Origin of the sequence: Clostridium sp. (genome assembly GCF_026168755.1) — a bacterium.
Classification (GTDB): domain Bacteria; phylum Bacillota; class Clostridia; order Clostridiales; family Clostridiaceae; genus Clostridium.
In genome coordinates this window covers 16,802-38,226 of record NZ_JAPFDR010000029.1, presented here as the reverse complement: position 1 = coordinate 38,226, position 21,425 = coordinate 16,802, and the positions used below count along the sequence as shown (strand labels likewise).

The following is a 21,425-nucleotide window of genomic DNA, read 5'->3' as shown; positions in this document are numbered from 1 at the left end:
TGAAAATCCAAAATTATAAAGAGAGGTTGGCGTGAATATGAAAAATGAGCGTTTACAAAGGCTTGAGCCGTATGAGTTGAAAGACTCACGTACGGTTCTTAGACGGGAAAAGATGAGTAATCATCTCGACCTAGTCGTCAAGAATATTTTTGGCTCTCCAAATCATCCTGAAATATTAATATCATTTTTAAATGCAACTTTAAAACCTAAAAGAAAAATAGTAAATGTTGATATAAAGAAAACAGATATAGAAAAACAATATCTAGAAGATAAATATTCAAGATTAGATGTAAAAGCAACAACAAGTAATGATGAAATAATAAATATAGAAATACAGCTTAAAAATGAAAATAATATGATAAAAAGAAGTTTATACTATTTAAGCAAAATGTATGAAGAACAGTTAAATGAAAAGGAAGATTATTCAAAGTTAGTAAGAACAGTTTGTATTAACATTTTAAATTTTAAGTATCTTAAAACAGATAATTTTCATACTGGATATAGATTTAAAGAAATTGAAACTAATGAAGAATTAACTGATGTTATGGAAGTTCACTTTATTGAAATACCAAAGCTTGAAGATTCTAATGATGAAAAAGACATGCTAGTTGCTTGGACAGAATTTTTAAAGGATCCTGAAAGTGAAAAAGTTAGAGGATTAGAGTTAAGTATAGATGAAATACGTCAAGCAAAAGATGAGCTTATAAGAATGAGTAATGACAGTACTCAAAGACAGTTATATGATATGAGAGCTAATTCTTTAAGAGATAAAATAAGTGAGTTAAATGCAGTAGAAAGAAAAGGTAGAGAAGAAGGTAGAAAAGAAGGTAGAGAAGAAGAAAAATTAGCTATAGCTAGAAATTTATTAGATATTCTTGATAATGAAACTATTGCATTAAAAACTGGATTAACCATTACTGATGTTGAAAAATTAAGATTAAAATAGAGTAAAGAGTAGATAGATTTGTTTTTACACAAATCTATCTACTCTCCCTATTAATTTAATTTAAATTTTATTTTAATATGATAATTATTTCATAATTCCCCTTTCAATTTTATACCCTTATAATAAAAAATTTAAACAGCCCCTTATCTTATACCAAGGGACTGTCCATAACTTAAAACAGTATTCCTAAAACAATTGTAAAAATATATGCTACATTTAACAAAATAAAATTTTTAACTGCTAATACAAAAGTATCCTTCTTTGATTGCACTATATAAAATGATTTAATATTTTTATCAATTGGAATAAATACTAATAATGTTAATAATGATAATATAGGTAAAACTTTTAAAATAACTCCTATAATTATACCAATAAATCCTATATAATATAAGCATTTAAAAATAGTTAAAGCATTTTCTTTTCCTATATATATTGGTAAAGTAAATCTCCTATTTATAAAATCATCTTCAATATCACAAATATTATTAGCCAACATTATATTTGATATTCCAACAATTAGTGGAATACTTATTACAAATATAGATATAATAACCTTTAAGTTAATCATTAATTTTAAATTACCTTCTAATATAGATATATTTAATATTTCTTTATCAAATATATGTATATATACTGCTAAAAAAGTTATAAAAAATCCCATTGTTACTCCTGAGAAAATCTCACCAAATGGAGTTCTTGAAATTGGAATAGGCCCAAAAGAATAAAAAATTCCTATTGTAAAACATACTAATCCTACTAGTAAAATTATTATATTTGTATTTAAAAATAATAGTATTCCTAATGTTGATGATAATATTAACATAACTATAATAATTCCTAAAACAGTTTTAGGTTTAAGCCCATATTTTGTTATAGCATTATGTTCTTCATATCCAAATCCCTCTTTTTTTATAGCTTTAATATAATCAACATAATTATTTATTGCTGTTACAGTCATATCAAAAATTATCATTGATAAAAATAGTAATATAGCATTTTTTATATTAAAATTATCAAATTTGTATAAAACAAAGGCTGTTCCTACCATATAAGGAATGACACTAGCTACTTTTGTTTGAATTTCTACTAATTTTAAAAAACTTGTTATCCCCATTAAAAATCTTCTCCTTAGTTATATTATATATCCCAAAAGGAGAACTAACCTTAAATAGCCCTCCAAATAACCTTTAAAATACTAATTCTTTGTACTATATCTATTAAGCTATAGGTGCCATAAGAATTTTTCCTGTTCCACGATATACTAGAACCTGTCTCTTTCTAACATTCATTTCTGAAGCAAAATATGCATTAATTGCACTTGCAGCATCAACACTTAAATCTTTTTTATATTCAATAACCTTAACTCCACCCTTAGAAGCGATAACTTCAACATTTTTATTATCATATAAATTTTTACACGTAATCATGTTATACCTCCATATATCCTCTATTAATTTTAAACTTTAATCTATCTCTTTTATTAACAATTATATAATCTTCATCTATAAACTTCAATGTATATAGTTTGTTTTAAAATCAATTGTTTAATTTGATGAAATTATATAGATTTGATATACTATTCTAAAAAACATAATAGGAGGAAATAAAATGATTGAAGAATATAACTATAAAGAAGATGTAAGTTTATTTACAAAAATTGTTTCTGAGGAAGCAGACAAATTATTATCTAATGAAGATTTAGCTGTTATCTATATCGGTAGAGAAACTTGTCCATACTGTCGTAAATTTGCTAAAAAGCTTAGTGGATTAGTTAGCGAAATTAATACAACTATTTATTATGTGGATAGCAATAATTTTTCTGATAATGAACTTAGCTCTTTCAGAGAAAAATATAATATTGTGACTGTTCCAGGTTTTATTGTTGGTAAAAATGGAGAAATTGAAGTTCGTTGTGACTCTTCAACTCCTGAAGATGAGATTTTAGAAATGATAAAATAGTTTAAAACTGAATAAATTATATTTATGTAAAAATTTAAGAGCTTCAAATCTATGAAGCTCTATTTTATTATATATCTTCTATCTTACAACTATGACTCTTACTCTTCGAATCATAACATATTGCTACTGCTAATACTTTTTTACCCTCATTTTCTCTTTTAAACTTTTCAACATACTCTTTTTCTATAATTTGATTTATAGCTACTTCAGGTAGTACATCCTTTTTTAACTCAACAATAAAAGGAATATCATTCTTTCGTCTAGTAGGTAAAACTCCTGTCATATAACATAATGCAACATAAGGTTGATCTTTTAAAAGATTTCTTAAAAATTCCAAAAAATTATTCTGATTTTCTTCAAAAAGATTATTATTAAAAATATAATCCCATTCATCTATTATGAATTAATATTAAGCTTATCAAAAATACATTTAGAATCCACAGCTTTACTATAATAAGTGCCTAACATATGAGCAACTGATGATTTTCCAAATCTTCTAGGCCTAGTTAAACATATATATTTACTTTTTGTGAATAGTCTTTTATTTAGTATTTCTATTATAGATGATTTATCAACAAAATACTCTTCATTTAGAAGTTCTCTATAATTTTCTAAAGGATTAGTTGTATTTAAATATATAGTCACCTTTTCATCTCCCTTCCTAATTAGTATCTTCTCATTAATAACTATAAATAATTATAACATAAGTCAATGACTCTTTTGAATCATTGACTTATGTTATAGTTTTTATTCCCTTAACCTTCCCCTATTAATTTAGTTTAAAAATTATTTCCATACATCTCTTAATTTCCATACTTCTATTGATTTAACTTTTGCACCATTACCATCTGAGCAAATTTCAAGTTCATCAAATTTATTTTTAGGATAAATTCTACTTGTAATCGTAGCCTCTCCATTATTAACAAATACTTCAACTGATGATCTATCTATAAATATTATTAATGAAAGCTTGCCTTCATTGTTTAAAATAGCCTTTCTTACACTATCCTTATTCTTACCACATTTAGAGCAGTCAAGAATTAATTCTGAAATATTTCTATTATAATTTAAACTTAACTCTTCTTCATCAATTCCTTTTATCTTAACCCCAATTTTATCTGACTCAAATTTAGATAAATCAAATGCAATGTTAATTTCCATCATTCTTTCGTTTGTTTTTAATTGATAGCTTTTATTTTCATATACATTTATATCTTTTTCTTCTAAGATAGATTCTTCTCTTAAATCCTTTAATTCTTCAACAGGATTCATCATTATTTTATTATCAGAGTTTAATGTTAATTCACGTGGAATTGTTAATGCTCCACACCATCCATCTTGTTTAGTAGGCATATCAGATTCCCACATATCCATCCAGCCTATTGCAATTCTACGTCCCTTATCATCTAAAAATGTTTGAACTGCATAAAAATCATGTCCATTATCAAATTCATGGAATTCTCCATGTACAAATTCATTTTTAGAGTAATCATAATCCCCTACTATATATCCTGTTTGGAATAGATTTGGATATTTACCTTCTTTCTTTTCAATTCCTTGTGGTGAAAAACTCAATACATATTTATTCCCTAGTTTAAAGAAATCAGGACACTCCCACATATATCCTAGCTCACCTTTGCTTGTTGCAAGTGTTCCAACATAATCCCAGTTATATAAATCTGATGAAACATATAATATTACTCTTCCTATATTATCTTTTGTAGAATTTCCTACAACCATGTACCACTTGTCCTCATGTTTCCAAACCTTAGGGTCTCTAAAATGATGTATACTATCTACAGGTGGTTTAGCTATAACAGGATTATTTTCATATTTTTCAAAAGTAACTCCACCATCTTTACTTATTGCAATATTTTGATTTTCATAAAATACATCTTTCTCTTTATCTATATAATTATGTCCTGTATAAATCAAAACAAAATTTCCATTATCATCTACTGCACTTCCTGAAAAACATCCACCCTTATCAAATTCATCTCCTGGGGCTAAAGCTACAGGACAATACTCCCAATTCACTAAATCCTTACTTTTAACATGCCCCCAATGCATAGGTCCCCAGTTCTCATCATAAGGATGATGTTGATAAAAGGCATGATATTCTCCTTTATATTGAATAAGTCCATTAGGATCATTAATCCAGTTAGCTGGTGCCATAATATGATAACCAAGCCTATATCTACCCTTTACATTTTCCTTTGCATTTTTTAAAACTTCTTCTGCTTTTTCAATTCTTTTATCTAACATAATTATTTTCCCTCCACTTTATTAACTATTTTCATTTATTATTTTTGTTGTAGCTAGATTTTCTTTTTTGGAACTAGCTAAAGTAACCATTGATATTAATGTAAATACTAAAACTATACATCCCATTATAATATAAGTACTACTAAAACCTACAGTATCATAAAATCTACCTATTATTGGTGATAATACTGTTGCGCCTACTTGAGAAGCAAACTGATAGCCAACTAAATATAATATTGAAGATAAACGAGTATCAAAATTAGCGGCTAAATACTTAAATACTGCAATTAGCATTATTGGTAATTCAACTGCATGTAGTAATTTCATACATGATATTAATATGGGTTCTGTTGCTAATCCTGAACCTATAATTCTAAAACTCATTAATAATCCTGCAAGAATTAATCCTTTTTTAGCACTAATTTTATTTACTATAAATGGTGCTATAAACATCATTGCTGCCTCTAAAAATACTTGAAATGAATTTAAGTAACCGAATATCTGATTACCTAGTTCTTTTGTACTAAACATAGATGAATAATATAATGGAAACTGTTGATCATAAACATTATAGAAGCAAGTTACACCGATTACATAAAGTATAAAGAACCAAAACTCTTTTAGTTTAAAAAGCAAACACACGTCTTTTATATTAACAGATTGAGCTTTTTCTACATCTTCATCACTCATTTCTATTGATATAGATAAAATTATAAAAAATAATATTATAGCTGAAATAGATGCAATCCAAAAATTAATATTAGGGTTTATATTAAATAACTGTCCAGCAAAAAATGTAGCAGCTGCCCATCCTAATGATCCCCACATTCTAGAACGTCCATATTCAAAATTATACTTACGACCTATTTTTTCTACATAAGATTCAATTGCTCCAACTCCTGCAAGAAACGCTGTTCCTAAATAAATTCCACCAACTACTGCCCCTAAGATTGTATTATATTTTAATAAGGGTCCATAAACATATATATAAAATGGTCCTACAAAAATTAACAATATACTTATAAAAGTTAATATACTCTTTTTTAATCCTATCTTATCAGAAATATAACCATATATGGGTTGCATACATAAAGCAAAGATAGCGTTTACAGAAAATACAACACCAGTATCCGCACCACTCAAATTTATTTCTTGTCCTAGCCAAATAGAAAATAATGAATAACTTGCTGACCAAGTTATAAAGAAGAAAAAGAAATAAGCACTCAATTTTAAATATACTGCCTTTGATTTTGACATTTTTAAAATCCCCCTTTATCTTGTAAATATTTTTATTTGATAAATAAATTATATGTCAACCGGTTTCATATGTCAATCGGTTTCATTCAAATTTATGTAAAAAAAGTAACATACTAAAATCTATATAATATTTTAGTATGTTATCTATCAATAATTTTATGTGGTTTTACCTTCTAAAAGTGTTACTGGAATTGCTACGTGAGACTTTTTGTAAGAAAAATCTCCTTCAATCTCTTTCATCAATACATCAATAGCTTTTCTTGCTATCATCTCTATTGGTTGTTTTATAGTTGTTAAATCTGGTAATAAACTTCTACTAGTTTCAGTTCCATCATATCCTATTACTTTTATATCTTCTGGTATTCTTTTTCCACGCTTTCTAGCTTCATTTATAAAAGCTGCTGCAAATAAATCATTTGTTGCAAAAACTCCATCTACTTCTGGATTTTCATTTAAAATTTGGTTTACAATCTGCATTTGATTTTTCCCATCCAATGCACCTATAATTTCATAAGTTATAGGCGATTTATTATTTGCTTTCATTACATCTTCATATGCAACTTTTCTCAACCTTGCTTGTGTTTTTAAATTACAGTCTCCATCTATATTAATTATATTTTTACATCCTTTAGCTAATAATAATTCTGTTGCTATTTTCCCTCCATTATAATTATCAGATCCTATAATTGGTATATTTTCTGACAAATATGTATCAATAGATACTGCTGCTAAATTATCATTTTTATAATCTACTATTCCCTGATTATGTGTTCCAACTATAATTCCATCAACTTGGTTTCTCATAAGCATTTCTAAATATTTTTTTTCATTTTCAATATTATTAAGACTATTACAAATCAATATTTTATATCCAATAGAATTGCAAATAGTCTCTATATAAAAAGTAAGTTCTCCAAAAAAAGGATTACTTACAGTAGGTATAATTAATCCTATTAAATTTGTTCTTTTATTAAATAATGAACGTGCAACATCATTTGGAAAATAATTAAGTTCCTTCATTGCTTTATTAACTTTTTCTCTTGTTTCATCACTTATATATCCTCTGTTATTAAGAACCCTTGATACAGTAGTTGCTGAAACTCCTGCTTTTTTAGCTACATCTTGTATTTTTACTTTCATACGATTTCCCTTCTTAATTATTAACATTAAATAAATTATATCATATATAAGTCTTTTTCTACATCTTCATCACTCATTTCTATTGATATAGATAAAATCATAAAAAATATTTATTATATCCTTACAATTTTTCTTATGCTAAAATATAGATATTCTTAAATTTCCAAATAAAAAATATATTTTAAACTTTTAGGAGATATTATGGCAAATATATTAGTACTTGAAGATGATGAAAGTGTAAACAGAGGAATTACATTTTCCTTAAAAAAATCAGGAAATACCGTATTTTCCTGTGAAACTATTTTTGAAGCAAAACAATTAATAAAAAAACATCCTATAGACCTTGCTGTTTGTGACATTAACCTTCCTGATGGAAATGGACTAGATTTCATTATGTGGCTAAGGCAGGAATTTCAAACATACGTTATTTGCTTAACTGCATTAGATCAAGAAATAGACCAAGTAATGGGTTATGAAGCTGGTGCAGATGATTATATTACTAAACCATTTAGCTTATCTGTGCTAATGTTAAAAATTGATGCTTATTTAAAGCGTAAAATGATTAATAAAAAGCAAAATAAAATAATTTCTAGAAATATACATATTCATCTTGATGAAATGAAAGCTTCATTAAATGGTGAAGAAATTTTACTTACAAAAACTGAATGGAAACTATTAATTTTATTTTTAAAGCATCCAAAGCAAGTTCTTTCAAAAAATCAAATATTAGAAAATATATTTGATGTAAATGGGGAATTTGTAAATGATAATACTGTTGCTGTTAACATTAGAAGATTGCGTGAAAAAATAGAAGATGATCCTGCAAAGCCGATTTATTTAAAAAACATTAGAGGCTTGGGCTATATATGGAATCAGGAAGTTGAAAATATATGATGAAAAAAAGAAAATTTAAATCTATTATAAATTTAATTATTATTTCTCTTTTAACATGGTTATTTATAAATATTTTAACTACTTGCTTCTACTATAAAAATTATAATAGCAATATTGATATTATAGCTCAAATGTTATCAGCTACTACTGAAAATAATATATCAAATGACTATGAATCAAAAAATTCAATTAATAAAGCTGTTGAAATTTTAAAAGGCCATAATCTTGAATCTATTAAAAATGGGAAAGAAATTTTACAACAATATGGTTACTTAAAAAATAATCAAAATGCACTATATAAACAATTTCAACAAAATTGTATTATAACAGCATTAATTTCTTTTTTACTATTAGGAATTTCAACTTTTCTTCTTGCTTTATGGCAAAAATCAGTTTTTCAAAAAGAAAATAATATATTATTAGAAATTGAACAAACACTTATCAATTTTAGAGAAAATAACTTATCAATTTTATTAAATAATGATGAATCAAATGAATTAGAAAAAATAAAATATCAGCTTGATGCTATTGGAAATCACTTAAACTTATTAAAAGAAGAAGCAAGATTAGAAAGAGAAGGAACAAAGGAATTAGTTTCTGATATTTCACATCAGTTAAAAACACCTGTAGCAGCATTAGATACATGTTTTAGTATTTTACTTCATGAAAATTTAAGTAAAGAAGAACAAATGGAATTTTCTACAAGATGCAGAAATGCATTAGATGGTTTAGAAACATTATTACAATCATTACTTCAAATTTCTAAAATGGAAGTTAGCTTAATTCAAATTGAAAAAAATAAGCTTCCAATCTTGGATACAATCATAACTGCAATTAACCGTGTTTATCCAAAAACATTAGAAAAAAATATTGAATTAATTTTTAATTGTGATGATTCATTAGAATATTATAAAATTATGCAGGATAAGAAATGGTTAAGTGAAGCAATAATAAATGTTTTAGATAATGCAATAAAATATAGCCCTGATAATTCTGAAATATTTGTTTATCTTCAAAAAAGAAATGGCTTTATCCGTATAGAAATTAAAGATAATGGCATTGGAATACCAAAAGAAGAATATCATAAAATATTTCAGCGTTTCTTTAGGGGAAAGATGAATGCTGTAAGCAATGAAAATGGATCTGGAATTGGATTATTCCTTACACGAAAAATTATTGAAAATCATAATGGTACAATTACTGTATCATCTAATTTAGGAAATAATAAAAATAATAACTGTGGCAGTACCTTTGTAATTCAATTGCCAGAAAGTGAGTAGAAGTCTTACAAAACTGTAAGACTTCTACTCATTTTTTGAAATCAAATTGAAAGATTACATTGTTAAGATAAAATAGAAAAGACTAAATGGAGGTTATTTTAATGAGTATAATTTTAGAAACAAATCAGCTTTGTAAGTTTTACGGGACAAAAGAAAATCAAGTAAAAGCTGTAAACAATGTTAATATAAAAATTAATCAAGGTGAATTTGTAACAATCGTAGGTAAATCTGGTTCTGGAAAAAGTACTTTACTTCATATGCTTGGTGGCCTTGATATGCCAACAAAAGGCAATGTTATCATTTCTGGAAAAGATGTTTATAAAATGAAGGAAGATCAGCTTGCTATTTTTAGAAGAAGAAAAATTGGATTTATTTTTCAAGCATTTAACTTAGTTTCTGCCCTTAATGTTTGGGAAAATATCGTATTGCCATTAGGCTTAGATGGTAAAAAGGTAGATGAATCATTTGTAAATGATATTATTAAAACATTAGGAATTGAAAATAAAATTCATAACTTACCTAATACACTTTCAGGAGGACAACAGCAAAGAGTTGCAATTGCAAGAGCCTTAGTTACAAGGCCAGATATCCTTTTTGCAGATGAACCAACAGGAAATCTTGATTCTAAAACAAGTGATGAAGTAATTGCATTATTAAAAATGACTGCAAAAAAATATGGGCAAACAATTGTAATGATTACTCATGATGATGAAATTGCACAAGTAGCAGATCGTATTTTAATAATTGAAGATGGAAAGGTGGTAGATTTTCGTTGAATGCAACTACAAAAATTGCATTAAGCAATAATAAAAAAAATAAAACTAGAAGTATTCTTATAATAATTGCAATTTTATTAACTACTTCCCTACTTACTATTATTAGCACCTTTGCAAATGGCTTTGTTAGACTTCAAAAGAAAAATGCAAGTAATCATTATGGAAGTAATTATGGGTTGTTTTTATCTGTAAATAATCAACAATTACAAGAAATTTATAGAAGAGCTGAAATTGATGATATAGGAATTATGTCTGCTGCTGGAATATTAAAAGGAAATGAAAAAGGTAGTTTTGTAAGTACAGATTCATCAGTTCGTAAAATGCTTCCATATAATAAAGAATATTTACTTGAAGCTGGAGCTTATCCTGAAAAGGAAAATGAAATTGCCGGAAGTAAAGCTTTTTTTGAATCTCAAGGATATAATGATGTACAAGTTGGTGATGAAATAAAGTTATATTATCGTTCTGGAATGTCAGAGGAATATACAGAAAGGTCATTTGTAATAAGTGGTATTTTATATAATAGAGAAAACTATCAAATTTCTTCATCTTATGTTGTTTTTTGTTCTCCAGCATTTTATGAAAATGAAATTTCAAATGATTATAAACAATATAATGTTTATTTTACATTAAATGATTCAGTAAAAGTTTCAATGAATAATATAGATGATGTTCTTACAAGTATCGCTAAATCTTGTGGAATAAATAGTAATAATTTAATTATAAATAGTTATTACTTATCTTGGATGCTAGACCCAAGCTATGAAATGATTTTATTTTGTGGATTTACATCTTTAATAATCATATTACTTGCTGTAATTGTAATTTATAATATCTTCCAAGTTGGTATTGCTCAAAAAATACAGGAATATGGAAAAATAAAAGCATTAGGTGCTACAAAAAAACAAATGAAGTATCTTATTTTAAAAGAAGGATTAATTTTATCAGTAATTGCAATTCCCCTTGGATTAATTATTGGATTTTTTATTGCAAAGTTAAGTTTTTCATGGTTAATAGAACAAGGCAATTTACTTGAAACTAGTGTTAAAAATATACAAGTTCCTTTATTTTCAATACCATTAATGTTAATTACTATTATTATTTCATTACTTACAGTAATACTTGCACTTCGCAAGCCAATGAAAATAGTTGCACGTATCTCTCCAATTGAAGCAACAAGATATCTTGAAAATTCAACTATTAAAAATTGTGGGATTAGAAAAGGCAAAAAAAATATCACTGTTTTTTCAATGGCAATGGCAAATATTTTAGGTAATAAAAAAAGAACTCTTACAACTATTCTTACAATGGGATTATCTTGTGTATTATTTGTAATAATTTCAAATTTTGTTGGAAATATTGATACAGAATATGAAGCAAGAAAAGGATTAAATCATGGTCAGTTTGAATTAAAGCTTGATTATTCCCTTGAATGGGATGAAGCTTATCCTGAAAATAACTTAGATTCTATATTAAAAAATAATCCATTAAATGAATCATTAATAGCTAAAATTAAAGCAATTCCAGAAGTTAAGGATGTTATTACTAGGGAAATTGCTGTTGTAAATATTGATGATGTAAAACAAGTAATTTCTATTGTAAATAAAAATGATTTTGAAAATATGCGCTTTGAAGACGATCTTGGTTTAATGGACTATGATGAAGCTGTAAAAAATAAAGATATCTTCTTTGGATGGTCTATGTGGATGGAACCAGATGGCTATTCCTTAAATGATTTAATTTCTTTACAAATAGATAATGGAACTGAAATTTTAAACTATCAGGGTAATATTCTAGGAGCTTTTGTAAGTTCTGATACTTACCTTGTTATGCCTGAAGAAGTATATAATAGCTTACACCCTTCTGGTTCTTCATTTGGCTACCTTTGGGTTGATTGTGATAAAAATGATGTTTCAGTTGTTGAAAATCAACTTAGAGATTTAATTGAAAATACTTCTTATATTAAACTTAAAACTTATCATGATGAATTAGCAATGACCGAATTTACAAGTACTATGATGAAACTTGGATCTTATTTATTTGTTGGAATCTTAGGCTTAATTGGATTTATGAATCTTGCAAATACAATTATTATTAATATAATAACTAAAAAGCAGGAATATGGAGTATTACAAGCAGTTGGAATGACAAATAAGCAATTAAATTTAAGTTTGCAAATTCAAGGATTAATTTTTACAATTGGAAGTATTTTCGTTTCACTTATAGTTGGATTACCTCTTGGTTATATGCTATTTTCATTTGCTAAAAGAAAGGGAATATTTGGAATGAACGTTTATCACATTCCTATTACCCCAATTTTAGTTATGATTGCAATAATCTTAATTCTTCAAATTATATTATCATTTACATTAAGTCATAATTTTAAAAAGGAAACATTAGTTGAAAGAATTCGTTATCAAGGATAAATAAAAATTCATTTTTCTATTTTTATCCAAAACTTCATTAATATAAATGTATAAATAAATTGAACTTATTAAAACTAAGTGTAAAACTTCAAGTAATAAAATAATATTAAAGAGCTTATTTTTATAGGCTCTTTTTTTATGATAAAGTGAGGTACTAATATGAGAAAAGTTGGTAGTTAACTAATCCAGACTTACTTATTATGGATGAACCAGATGTATTTTTAGATTTTAAAAATCTTAATGCTCTTAAAAATTTAATTAATGCTCATAAGGGAACACTTTTAGTTATTACTCATAACAGATATTTATTAAATCATTGCTTTAATAAGATTCTTCATCTTGAAAACATGGAAATTCAAGAGTTTGATGGTGGATATGTTGAGTATAATTTCTCATTACTTCAAACTAAAATCGAATTACAAGAATTAGCTGTTGCTGATACTGAAGAAATTGAAAGAAATGAAATATTAATAGATAGATTAAGAGAACTTGCAACAGAAAATGCTGAAAAGTTTAGAGGTAAAACTTTAAGAGCTAGAGTTAAATTCCAAGAAAGATTAGAAAAGCGTAGAATTAAAACTCCATTTTAAGCTCCCTTTTCTTTAATTTAATTTTTTATTTTAGGTAAATATTGTATTGCTATACGATTTTCAGGATTAGCATCAAATAAATAAATTACTATTAAAAAAATCCATTCAAGAGGTTTCATTAAAAAATATACAAAATCAGCTGTATACTTAGAATTTATATGTTTTGCAACTGGATATCCATACTTATCATAAAAACTTCTTACTAAATAATGAAACTTTGGAGTTCTCTCTTCAATTATCTGCTCAAAAGCATTGGCAATACATAACTGCCTGTTTACTACAATATACTTTCCACCTCTTCTTCCAAGCCTTATTGGTTTTACAATTTCTTTATGCCCTCCTGCTGCCACAGTGCACAAATAATGTCCATCATATTCAAGACTTTGAGCTGGTATCTTTGTAGACAAATTCCACTCTGCCGTTTCAGTAAATGCCTTTATTACGCTATCTGGTGCTTGGCCAAATAGTGCTAGTATTCCTATTAATATTCCAAGCAATGGAACCATAAAAATAAGCGCCAACCATGGCCAGTTTAGTGCATTATTTAATATTTTATTACATAAATTAATTAATTTATTATTCTTTAAAACTCTTTCTTTATCCTTGTATTCTAAATTCCATTTAATAACTATGTCTTTTATAACTTTAATAAATATTACTATAACGTTCAATGGAAATAATACAAGTATTAAATTTAAAGTATTAATCTTAAATATTTGGCATATCCAAAGTACATCTACAATTATTCCAATATATAAAGCTGACATTGATAATACTAAAACTAAAGGTGGTAACTTATTCATTTTTGAAAATCTTAATACTAAGTAACCTAATATAGCAACTAATATAAAGATGGCTATAGTTAACATCATTTCTGTTGCAATAGGTGTATGAATTTGAAAGTAAAATATACTTTCATTCCAATCTTTATATGTTATATTTGGTAAGCCACTAGCTAAATATATAAACATAAAACAACTTCCTATTATCATAGTAGTAGCTTCTACTTTAATTTCTTCCCTTTTAATTTCTTCATCTTTTTTCAAGTTAAATAAATATATTAAATTAAGTATTGATAATAATACTGGAAATACTGAAAATCCACCTATTAAAATTCCAAATATCAACATGGAAATTATAGTTTGAGGAATTTCATTTAACCTCATATTGTTTCCTATTAAAATAATGTATAGTAAACAAATACCATATCCAATAACCAAGCTACTACTAAATGCAGTTACTACAGGTTTACTTTTAAAAAGCTCTATATATCTTTTAATCACTCTTATACCCCCTAATTTAATTACTCTATATTCATTATACAATACTTTCCGTTTTATAAAATACTTTATCCCCTTTTATTAACAGCTGGTTAAATGAAAATACTTCATAAAAAAAGAAGAAAGTAATTGTATTTTATTGTATAAACTTTATATTTATCTTATTATATTGTTATAAAACTATTTATATATGGGGGAAAAATAATGTTTATTGATCCATTTTTTAATATTATGCAATTTTTATTTCCTATCTTTTTTTTACTTATATTTGGTATTGTTATATTTACTCTTATTAAAAACATTAAAGAATGGAGTTATAATAACAAACAGCCAATAATTCCTGTAACTGCAACAATTATATCTAAAAGGGCTTCAGTATCACATCGTCATGGCAATGGAAATTACATATCAACAACCTCTACAACATATTATGTAACATTTGAATATACTAATGGTCAAAGACAAGAATTTCATGTAGATGGTACTCAATACGGATTATTAGCTGAAGGTGATAAAGGAACTTTATCATTTCAAGGAACAAGATTTATAGACTTTAAAAGAGAGTTTTAATACTAAAAGAGCAGAAAATCAAATTCTGCTCTTTTGACATTTCATATTATTATCTAATATTTTTACTTCTTATAAATATAAAAATATCAAACTTTTTAGTTAAACGTTTCCTCATTAACTTTTCAAATAATATTTTAACTTTTTTTATTAAATTACTATTTTTTCTTTAAATTTGTTGACGTTTTATCACACCATCACTATAATTACTATTATATTAGAATTTATGAATTATTTGTAAATTATACTATTTTTTTAAAGGGGGCTTTTATAATGAATGGATTAACTATAGTAGGACTTGCCATATTAGTTTTAGCTATTGCTTATGTTACTTATGGAAGATATCTTGCTAAAACTTGGGGCATTGATCCAAATGCCAAAACACCAGCTTATACAAAAGAGGATGGAGAAGATTTTATTCCTACACCAAAATCTGTAGTATTCTCCCATCAATTTTCATCAATTGCAGGGGCAGGACCTGTAACAGGACCAATTATTGCAGCAATGTTTGGATGGTTGCCTGTTTTATTATGGTTACTAATTGGGGGAATATTCTTTGGAGCAGTACATGACTTTGCTGCTTTATATGCATCTGTTAAAAATGAAGGTAAATCAATTGGTGGCTTAATTGAACAATATATCGGAAAAGCAGGTAGAAAATTTTTCTTTTTATTTGCTTGGATATTTACTTTATTAGTAATTGCAGCCTTTTCTGACATAGTTGCTAATACATTTAATGGAATAGCACAAGATGGCTCTTTACTTACACCAAATGCATCAGCTGCATCAATTTCAATGCTATTTATAATAGTTGCAATGATTTTTGGAGTTTTTATTAAATATAAAAATCCAAGTCAAGTATTACAATTTATAATTGGAGTTGTTCTTTTAGTAGCTATGTTAGCTGTAGGAATAGCATTTCCTCTATATTTTGATAAAACAACTTGGTTAATAGTAACTTTTGCTTATCTTTTCTTAGCATCAATTACTCCAATGTGGTTATTAATGCAACCAAGAGATTACTTAAGTACATTCTTATTACTTGCAATGATTATAGGTGCTGTTTTAGGTGTTGTAGTAGCTAAACCTGAAATGAACCTACCTGCCTTTGTAGGTTTTGAAGTAAATGGAAACTTCTTATTTCCAACATTATTTATAACAATTGCTTGTGGTGCTGTTTCTGGGTTCCATAGTTTAGTTTCCTCTGAAACTTCATCTAAACAAGTAAAAAATGAAAAAGATATGCTAAGTATCGGATATGGTGCTATGCTTATTGAAACTCTACTTGGTGTAATTGCTCTTGTTGTAGTAGGTACTGCTGCTGTTGGAGGAAAGATGCCTGAAGGAACTCCTTTTGCTATATTTTCAAGTAATGTTGCTGGTTTCTTAGGACTTTTAGGAATTCCTGAGCATATCGCTAGTTGCATAATGACAATGTGTGTATCAGCATTAGCCCTAACATCTTTAGACTCTGTTGCACGTATTGGTCGTATGTCTCTTCAAGAATTATTTAAAGATGATTGTAAAGAAGCTACTGGAATTTCTAAGTTAATGACAAATAAATATTTTGCAACAATTCTTACTTTAGTAATAGGTCTTATTCTTTCACTTGGTGGATATAATAATGTTTGGCCATTATTTGGAGCAGCTAATCAATTATTATCTGCATTAGTATTAATTACTCTTGCTGTATTCTTAAAAAGTACTAAAAGAAAAGGCTTTATGTTATGGGCTCCTATGATTGTAATGCTTTCTGTAACATTCACAGCATTAATACAAGCTATTTTAGGTATTATGAAAAAAATAACTGCAGGTCAATTTGTATTTCTTACTGATGGATTACAATTAATATTTGCAATATTACTAATATGCTTAGGATTTATGGTTGCAATTTCTTGCTTTAAGAAATTATTCAAAAAAGATTCCACAAATAATGTAATTATAACTAATTAAATATTTAATTTAAGCCGAAGCTTACATAACAATGTATACTTCGGCTTTTTTATTATTTTTTCAGTTATTATCTCTACTAAGTTAAAAGTAAGTAAAACAGGAACCACAACACTAACTCATATTAAATTTAATTTTATGATTTAATGAAATAAATTAATGTTATAAGAATTAATTGCTAAATATGGAAAAGCCAAATTTAATTTTAATAACCATAACTCCACCTATAATCATAAAAACTGCAAAAGATACTATTGGCATTGCGTTTTTTGCTCCAGTTTGTGGTAATTTATTATTTTGATTATTATCACTATTAGAATTTTCACCCTTATCTTCACTAGGATTTATAACTAATTCATCATTTTTATCATTCTCTATTGCTTCATCTGAAATATCTTTAACTACTAATCTCTCTTCCTTATCAATGGCAATAATCCCTTCTGAACCAATTTCCTCAATATATTTAATTAAACTCTCATCTAATGCTGAATATTCATTTAAAGTTGAATAATCACTAAGCATTGTATATCCATCTCCACCTACAGCCATAAAATCATTTGTAGCTAAAATATATTCTTTATTTAAATCTAAATCCTCACCATTTATCTTAATAGAAATAACTTTATGTCTAGTTACACCATCATCATCTGTTTCCTTTTTAGTTTCAACTGTAATTCCTGCAAAATGTGTAAATGAACCAGCACCTTCTACCATTCCATGCTCTAAAGCAGCTACTATATCAATCCCTTTAACCTTTTTAGTTATAATATAATTACCAAAAGGCAATACTTTAATAACCGAGTCTTTAGTAATATCTCCAGCTTCTATTGAATCTCTTATTCCACCACCATTAGTTATGGCTATATCTGCTCCAGTTTCATTTAACATAGCTGAAGTTATTAATCTTCCTAAATTAGTATGTCCTCTTCTAACTAATTCTCTAGAACCTTCTAATTTTATAGGAGTACTTCCAACAACTTCATTTAAAATATCCTGTTGATTATCTTTTATATTAGTAATCAAACTAGAAATTTCAGCATCCTCTTCCACTAAAGTAGCTGTATCTACAGTTTTTAAATCAATATTCTCTATTTCTAAATTTTCATCAAAAGATACTGTAACTTGACCTAATCCCTTTAAGTACTCTCCAGTACTTGCTATTTTAGTTTCATTATTATTATTAAATTCTGAATAATCCTCTAATATTGAATGACTATGTCCATCAATAATTAAATCAATTCCATCCACAGCTTCTGCTATATCAGTTGATTTTACTTTGCTATCTCTATCAATACCTAAATGGCTTAATGCAATAATTATATTAGCTCCTTCATCATTTAATTTTGATACCATATTTTTAGCATCTTTAATAATGGAATCTTTAGTACCAAAATCTAATCCAATTACATTATTAGGATTTGTTTTATATGCTGTTTCTGGAGTTGCAAGTCCAAAAATACCTATTTTTACTCCATCTACCTCTTCTATAGTGTATTCATCATATTGAGCAACTCCATTTTTCTTGACATTTGCAGCTAAAACTTTTATATCTGCTTCTTCTCCAAGCTCTGTTAATCTATCTTGCCCATAATTAAAGTCATGATTTCCTGGAACCATTGCTGAATATCCCATTGCCTTTAATATTTTAGCTATACTACTACCAAACTCTAAAGTTGCAATACTTTGTCCATGGAATGTATCTCCTGCATCAAATAATAATTTATTGTCATAATTATTTATATAAGCCTTAACCTTAGAATAATTATCAACCCTTGAGTGAACATCATTAGTATGGAAGATTGTTATTTCTTTAGACTTCTCAACATATCCTTCATTTATCTGCATTACAGCAACTGTTCCACTTACTTCGCAAGCAACTAATAATAATGGATATCCAGTTGGACTATCTTCTGCTGATATAAAATCCATCCCCTCTGGCGCAACATCTCCTGCCATATCACTACTAAAATCTCTAGTATTTATATATTCTTTAAAAGATATATTATTAGGATCTGTAATGTCATATGACATTACTCCACCAATTCTCTCAAGACCTACAAATGCATAAATTTTATCACCAACAACTCCAACTCTAACTTCTTCCGGTTCAGGTCCCTTTTTACCACTTCTATTATCAATTTCTACTGATTTATTAGTACTATTAAAATAATCTGGATACACTTCTGCAGTTATCTTTTCAAAATTACTACCACTATCATATACTAACTCCATAGTATCAGCATCCCAAACTGAAAAAGAACGTCCACCTAATACATAATTTTTATCTTCTTCTAATCCATCAAATTTACTATTATCTAAGACCTCTACTTTTTTACCATCTATTTTTATTTCTTTTAATGCATTAAAATCCCCAAACTCTCTTGCATCACCTTCATTTGCAGTTAAAATATAGGTTTTCCCATTTACTTCATATAAAGTTATACCATCAGTCATATAAACACCATAAAGATTTTCTTCTGTTTTAATATTAATATTCTTATCTTTAACTACATCAATTTCATTTCCTTCTTGTGAATGATCTTTAAAGCCTAATCCTTTTACAGAAACAAATTCTCCTGATTCAATATCTAATGTTGCTATGGAGTTAGCTTCTTGTAAAGAAATATATGCCTTATTACTACTTGAATCAACTGTAATATATTCTGGCTCTAAATCAACTGATGGTTTTGCATCTTTCATTAATATTACATTATCATCTAAAAGCTCATCTCTCTTAGCATCAAACTTTTCAAATGTAGCTAACTTTGATTCCCCACTTTCAAGATTAACTATAGTTACTGAACCCTGTGGATCAATAATTCCTTCTCCAACCCCTTCTCTTGGTTCACCTTCATTGGCAGTTAAAATATATTTTGAGTCAGGAGTATATGTAATCATATCTGGTTGAACTCCACATTCATAGATAGCTTTTAAGTTGCCATCATAATCAACAATTACTATCTTTCCTTCCTTAGTATAATCTTGCTCTTGTACTGATACTGCAATTTCTTTTCTTTCATTATTTATAGAAATACTTGTTATATCACCATATACAAAACCATCTTTTTCAACAAAAGATTTAACATTAATAATGTTATCCTCATTTAAATTACCATTAGCATTATCTAAACTAACAATATGTATTTGAGACTTAATGCCGTTAATAACATAAAATTTATTATTATCCTTATTATATTTTACAATTTCTGCAGCTCCACCATCTTCACTAGATGAACCTGTACTAAAGCTTGCTACCTTTTCTATAAAACTTTTACTTTCTGCTTTTACTAATGTGAAATGGAACATTGATGTCATAATCATAGCAGTAAGTGCCACACTTAATATTTTATGAAGTATCTTCTTTTTAATCACTCTGTTTCCCCCTATTAATCTTAATAAACACTACTGTTTTACAACCTAATTATATTTATGTTATTTAAACTCTAGTTTAATTCTATGTTAAATATTGTTAAATGAGGGGATATGCTCAAATAATTTAAAAAATATGGTATGCAATATAAATTAATGTATTACACGCCACATTTTACTTATCAAATATTAAATCAAATTTTATTTTTTTGAATTATAATTTAATCCTTTAGAAACTATATATTCTAATATTAACACAACTAATGCTAAAATTGATAATATTGGATTAGGCAATTTCCCTAATTGTTGGAATGTAAAAAAATCTAATAAGAAGAAAATCCATATTACTGCTGTACTAATATGCAATGTTATTCTTGACCATTTTTTACTCATAAAAGTCATAAATGGTCCATTCACTTTTACACTCTTCTCTTCTTTAATAACTTTTTTATTGTTAGTTTTTCTCTTTGTATTTTTCTTACGCTTCTTACTATTTGCCATATTGTTACCTCACTTATGATAGTTAATTATATAACTCTATCTTATTTAAAACATTTTCTTTGTTAATAATTAAAGTTACTAATTTGCTTGCAGTAATTTTGACTAAAATATCTTGATATTTTAAATTTAATTTGAACATAGAATTCCCCCTAAAATTATAATTTATATTTAGTGGTTTTATAAAATAATTTCATAAATTTTATAATTAATAAAATTCATCAT

The 21,425-nt window shown here is 26.8% G+C and carries 18 protein-coding genes and 1 pseudogene; 9 read left to right on the top strand and 10 right to left on the bottom strand.

Annotation, left to right across the window (positions count from 1 at the left end):
• Positions 1-37: 37 nt before the first annotated feature.
• On the top strand, positions 38-946 hold the full coding sequence (locus tag Q0Y03_RS10750) for an Rpn family recombination-promoting nuclease/putative transposase (RefSeq protein WP_363318742.1): 909 nt from the start codon (positions 38-40) through the stop codon (positions 944-946).
• 172 nt (positions 947-1,118) lie between these two features.
• Here the strand turns inward: Q0Y03_RS10750 and menA are convergent, their stop codons facing one another.
• A complete protein-coding gene (gene menA, locus Q0Y03_RS10745; RefSeq protein WP_297713823.1) occupies positions 1,119-2,063 on the bottom strand; it encodes a 1,4-dihydroxy-2-naphthoate polyprenyltransferase in 945 nt (314 codons plus the stop codon).
• Between the two features lie 103 nt (positions 2,064-2,166).
• On the bottom strand, positions 2,167-2,376 hold the full coding sequence (locus Q0Y03_RS10740; protein WP_363318741.1) for a hypothetical protein: 210 nt from the start codon (positions 2,374-2,376) through the stop codon (positions 2,167-2,169).
• A 181-nt stretch (positions 2,377-2,557) separates the two neighbouring features.
• Between Q0Y03_RS10740 and Q0Y03_RS10735 the strand changes: the two genes are divergently transcribed.
• A complete protein-coding gene (locus Q0Y03_RS10735) occupies positions 2,558-2,908 on the top strand; it encodes a thioredoxin domain-containing protein (RefSeq protein WP_297713822.1) in 351 nt (116 codons plus the stop codon).
• Between the two features lie 67 nt (positions 2,909-2,975).
• On the opposite strand, the gene Q0Y03_RS10730 is transcribed toward Q0Y03_RS10735, so the two are convergent.
• The 5 genes from Q0Y03_RS10730 to Q0Y03_RS10710 all read right to left on the bottom strand — a co-directional run bounded on the left by Q0Y03_RS10730 (position 2,976) and on the right by Q0Y03_RS10710 (position 7,570).
• Positions 2,976-3,245 carry a hypothetical protein gene (locus Q0Y03_RS10730; RefSeq protein WP_297713821.1) on the bottom strand — a complete coding sequence of 90 codons (270 nt, stop codon included), beginning with the start codon at positions 3,243-3,245 and terminating at the stop codon, positions 2,976-2,978.
• A 59-nt stretch (positions 3,246-3,304) separates the two neighbouring features.
• A complete protein-coding gene (locus Q0Y03_RS10725) occupies positions 3,305-3,553 on the bottom strand; it encodes an AAA family ATPase (protein WP_297713820.1) in 249 nt (82 codons plus the stop codon).
• A 141-nt stretch (positions 3,554-3,694) separates the two neighbouring features.
• Positions 3,695-5,173, bottom strand: a complete 1,479-nt coding sequence (locus Q0Y03_RS10720) for a glycoside hydrolase family 32 protein (protein WP_297713819.1) — start codon at positions 5,171-5,173, stop codon at positions 3,695-3,697.
• A 21-nt stretch (positions 5,174-5,194) separates the two neighbouring features.
• Positions 5,195-6,430 (bottom strand): MFS transporter, encoded by a 1,236-nt coding sequence (locus tag Q0Y03_RS10715; protein WP_297713818.1) that lies wholly within the window; start codon positions 6,428-6,430, stop codon positions 5,195-5,197.
• A gap of 156 nt (positions 6,431-6,586) precedes the next feature.
• A complete protein-coding gene (locus Q0Y03_RS10710) occupies positions 6,587-7,570 on the bottom strand; it encodes a LacI family DNA-binding transcriptional regulator (RefSeq protein ID WP_297713817.1) in 984 nt (327 codons plus the stop codon).
• 201 nt (positions 7,571-7,771) lie between these two features.
• Between Q0Y03_RS10710 and Q0Y03_RS10705 the strand changes: the two genes are divergently transcribed.
• From Q0Y03_RS10705 to Q0Y03_RS10685, 5 genes and pseudogenes are all read left to right on the top strand, one after another.
• Positions 7,772-8,464 (top strand): response regulator transcription factor, encoded by a 693-nt coding sequence (locus Q0Y03_RS10705; RefSeq protein WP_297713816.1) that lies wholly within the window; start codon positions 7,772-7,774, stop codon positions 8,462-8,464.
• Complete coding sequence (locus Q0Y03_RS10700) at positions 8,461-9,744, top strand: HAMP domain-containing sensor histidine kinase (protein ID WP_297713814.1); 1,284 nt, start codon at positions 8,461-8,463, stop codon at positions 9,742-9,744. Before Q0Y03_RS10705 ends, Q0Y03_RS10700 begins: the two co-directional genes overlap by 4 nt.
• A 101-nt stretch (positions 9,745-9,845) precedes the next feature.
• On the top strand, positions 9,846-10,520 hold the full coding sequence (locus Q0Y03_RS10695) for an ABC transporter ATP-binding protein (RefSeq protein ID WP_297713813.1): 675 nt from the start codon (positions 9,846-9,848) through the stop codon (positions 10,518-10,520).
• Positions 10,517-12,946, top strand: a complete 2,430-nt coding sequence (locus tag Q0Y03_RS10690; protein WP_297713812.1) for an ABC transporter permease — start codon at positions 10,517-10,519, stop codon at positions 12,944-12,946. The genes Q0Y03_RS10695 and Q0Y03_RS10690 overlap by 4 nt, the downstream gene beginning before the upstream one ends.
• 182 nt (positions 12,947-13,128) lie before the next feature.
• Positions 13,129-13,533, top strand: a pseudogene (locus tag Q0Y03_RS10685) (ABC transporter ATP-binding protein); the annotation flags it as partial.
• Between the two features lie 20 nt (positions 13,534-13,553).
• On the opposite strand, the gene Q0Y03_RS10680 reads toward Q0Y03_RS10685, so the two are convergent.
• Positions 13,554-14,819 (bottom strand): DUF6688 family protein, encoded by a 1,266-nt coding sequence (locus Q0Y03_RS10680; protein ID WP_297713811.1) that lies wholly within the window; start codon positions 14,817-14,819, stop codon positions 13,554-13,556.
• 201 nt (positions 14,820-15,020) lie between these two features.
• On the opposite strand from Q0Y03_RS10680, the gene Q0Y03_RS10675 reads away from it, so the two are divergent.
• Both Q0Y03_RS10675 and Q0Y03_RS10670 read left to right on the top strand, forming a co-directional pair.
• Positions 15,021-15,386 carry a DUF2500 domain-containing protein gene (locus Q0Y03_RS10675; protein ID WP_297713810.1) on the top strand — a complete coding sequence of 122 codons (366 nt, stop codon included), beginning with the start codon at positions 15,021-15,023 and terminating at the stop codon, positions 15,384-15,386.
• A gap of 270 nt (positions 15,387-15,656) precedes the next feature.
• A complete protein-coding gene (locus Q0Y03_RS10670) occupies positions 15,657-17,336 on the top strand; it encodes a carbon starvation protein A (RefSeq protein ID WP_297713809.1) in 1,680 nt (559 codons plus the stop codon).
• Positions 17,337-17,504: 168 nt separating this feature from the next.
• Here Q0Y03_RS10670 and Q0Y03_RS10665 read toward each other — a convergent pair whose 3' ends face one another.
• Both Q0Y03_RS10665 and Q0Y03_RS10660 read right to left on the bottom strand, forming a co-directional pair.
• Complete coding sequence (locus Q0Y03_RS10665; protein ID WP_297713808.1) at positions 17,505-20,705, bottom strand: choice-of-anchor I family protein; 3,201 nt, start codon at positions 20,703-20,705, stop codon at positions 17,505-17,507.
• A gap of 198 nt (positions 20,706-20,903) precedes the next feature.
• Entirely contained in the window at positions 20,904-21,203 is a 300-nt protein-coding gene (locus Q0Y03_RS10660) for a hypothetical protein (RefSeq protein ID WP_297713807.1), read from the bottom strand.
• Between the last annotated feature and the right edge of the window lie 222 nt (positions 21,204-21,425).

Coding starts and splice junctions, on each gene's coding strand:
- Q0Y03_RS10720 (WP_297713819.1), bottom strand. CDS start 5,173: ATGTTAGATAAAAGAATTGAAAAAGCAGAAGAAGTTTTAAAAAATGCA.
- Q0Y03_RS10670 (WP_297713809.1), top strand. CDS start 15,657: ATGAATGGATTAACTATAGTAGGACTTGCCATATTAGTTTTAGCTATT.
- menA (WP_297713823.1), bottom strand. CDS start 2,063: ATGGGGATAACAAGTTTTTTAAAATTAGTAGAAATTCAAACAAAAGTA.
- Q0Y03_RS10740 (WP_363318741.1), bottom strand. CDS start 2,376: ATGATTACGTGTAAAAATTTATATGATAATAAAAATGTTGAAGTTATC.
- Q0Y03_RS10705 (WP_297713816.1), top strand. CDS start 7,772: ATGGCAAATATATTAGTACTTGAAGATGATGAAAGTGTAAACAGAGGA.
- Q0Y03_RS10750 (WP_363318742.1), top strand. CDS start 38: ATGAAAAATGAGCGTTTACAAAGGCTTGAGCCGTATGAGTTGAAAGAC.
- Q0Y03_RS10660 (WP_297713807.1), bottom strand. CDS start 21,203: ATGGCAAATAGTAAGAAGCGTAAGAAAAATACAAAGAGAAAAACTAAC.
- Q0Y03_RS10700 (WP_297713814.1), top strand. CDS start 8,461: ATGATGAAAAAAAGAAAATTTAAATCTATTATAAATTTAATTATTATT.
- Q0Y03_RS10715 (WP_297713818.1), bottom strand. CDS start 6,430: ATGTCAAAATCAAAGGCAGTATATTTAAAATTGAGTGCTTATTTCTTT.
- Q0Y03_RS10675 (WP_297713810.1), top strand. CDS start 15,021: ATGTTTATTGATCCATTTTTTAATATTATGCAATTTTTATTTCCTATC.
- Q0Y03_RS10695 (WP_297713813.1), top strand. CDS start 9,846: ATGAGTATAATTTTAGAAACAAATCAGCTTTGTAAGTTTTACGGGACA.
- Q0Y03_RS10735 (WP_297713822.1), top strand. CDS start 2,558: ATGATTGAAGAATATAACTATAAAGAAGATGTAAGTTTATTTACAAAA.
- Q0Y03_RS10710 (WP_297713817.1), bottom strand. CDS start 7,570: ATGAAAGTAAAAATACAAGATGTAGCTAAAAAAGCAGGAGTTTCAGCA.